Source organism: Methylobacterium dankookense, from assembly GCF_902141855.1.
Classification (GTDB): domain Bacteria; phylum Pseudomonadota; class Alphaproteobacteria; order Rhizobiales; family Beijerinckiaceae; genus Methylobacterium; species Methylobacterium dankookense.
The window spans coordinates 1-1,890 of sequence record NZ_CABFVH010000111.1 but is presented as its reverse complement, the minus strand read 5'-3'; the positions used below and the strand labels follow the sequence as shown (position 1 = coordinate 1,890).

The window sequence follows — 1,890 nt, the reverse complement described above, 5'->3', positions numbered from 1 at the left end:
GATCTTCGGCGTACCGACCCAGGCGCTGTTCGGCCAGCTTCTGCTGGGGCTGATCAACGGCTCGTTCTACGCGATCCTGTCGCTCGGGCTGGCGATCATCTTCGGGCTGTTGAACATCATCAACTTCGCCCACGGCGCCCTGTACATGATGGGCGCCTTCGTGGCCTGGATGCTGCTCACCTATCTCGGGCTCGGATACTGGTGGGCGCTCGGCCTCGCGCCGCTGGCCGTGGGCCTGTTCGGCATCCTGCTCGAACGCTTCCTGATCGCCAGGCTGTACAAGCTCGACCACCTCTACGGCCTGCTCCTCACCTTCGGCCTCGCGCTCATCATCCAGGGCCTGTTCCGCAACCAGTACGGCGTCTCAGGGCTCCCCTACGCCATTCCCGCCGAGCTCGCGGGCGGCCAGCGCCTGCCCTTCATGTTCCTGCCCAACTACCGCGCCTGGGTCGTCGTCGCCTCCCTCGTCGTCTGCCTCGCCACCTGGCTCGTCATCGAGAAGACCAAGCTCGGCGCGTATCTGCGCGCCGCCACCGAGAACCCGACCCTGGTCCAGGCCTTCGGCGTGAACGTGCCGCTGTTCCTCACCCTGACCTACGGCTTCGGCGTGGCGCTGGCCGGCTTTGCCGGCGTGCTCGCGGCGCCGATCTACTCGGTCAACCCCAACATGGGCGCCGACATCATCATCGTGGTCTTCGCCGTGGTGGTGATCGGCGGCATGGGCTCGATCCTCGGCTCGGTCGTCACCGGCTTCGCCCTCGGCCTGGTCGAGGGCCTGACCAAGGTGTTCTACCCCGAGGCCTCCGCCACGGTGATCTTCGTCATCATGGTGCTGGTGCTGCTCGTGAAGCCCGCCGGCCTGTTCGGCCGCACGGCCTGACCCCTCTCATCGAAGGCTCGCCGTCATGGCCGACACCGCCACCATCGAGGCCGCCCCCATCGCCGCCTCCCGGCCCGAGAGCCGGGACGACAAGGCGCTGCACCGCAAGGTCTTCGTCGGCCTGGCCATCGCCCTCGCGGTCGCGCCGCTGGTGCTCTACCCCGTCTTCCTGATGAAGGTGCTGTGCTTCGCGCTGTTCGCGCTGGCCTTCAACCTGCTGCTCGGCTACGGCGGCCTGCTGTCCTTCGGCCACGCCGCCTATTTCGGCATGGCGAGCTACGTCTCGGCCTATGCCGCCAAGCAGTGGGGCCTGACGCCGGAGCTCGCCATCCTGTCGGGCACCGCGACGGCTGCCGTCCTCGGCCTCGTCTTCGGGGCGCTGGCGATCCGGCGGCAGGGCATCTACTTCTCGATGATCACGCTGGCACTCGCCCAGATGGTGTTCTTCTTCTCGCTGCAGGCGAAGTTCACCGGCGGCGAGGACGGCATCCAGGCGGTGCCGCGGGGCAACCTGTTCGGCCTCATCAGCATCGCGGACGACCGGGTGCTCTACGCGCTCGTCGCGCTGGTCTTCTTCGGCGGCATGCTCCTGATCTACCGCATCATCCACTCGCCCTTCGGGCAGGTGCTGAAGGCGATCCGCGACAACGAGCCCCGCGCGGTCTCGCTCGGCTACCGGGTCAACCAGTACAAGCTCGCGGTGTTCGTGCTCTCGGCGACGCTGGCGGGACTGGCGGGGGCGACCAAGGCGCTGGTGTTCCAGCTGGCCTCGCTGACCGACGTGCACTGGTCGATGTCGGGCGAGGTGGTGCTGATGACGCTGGTGGGCGGCATGGGCACGGTGTTCGGGCCGATCGCGGGGGCCCTGGTGATCGTGACCATGGAGACCTACCTCGCCCAGTTCGGGGCCTGGGTGACGGTGATCCAGGGCGCGGTCTTCGTGCTCTGCGTGCTGCTGTTCCGCGAGGGCATCGTCGGGCTGTTCGCCAAGCTCCTCAAGAAACCGCTGT

2 protein-coding genes are annotated in these 1,890 nt (G+C 67.7%); both read left to right on the top strand.

The window, feature by feature from the left end:
• The first annotated feature begins 1 nt into the window (after window position 1).
• A complete protein-coding gene (locus MTDSW087_RS29745) occupies window positions 2-880 on the top strand; it encodes a branched-chain amino acid ABC transporter permease (protein ID WP_144769385.1) in 879 nt (292 codons plus the stop codon).
• Between the two features lie 25 nt (window positions 881-905).
• Window positions 906-1,890: branched-chain amino acid ABC transporter permease (locus MTDSW087_RS29740; protein WP_144769383.1), on the top strand; the 985-nt coding region annotated here is incomplete at its 3' end.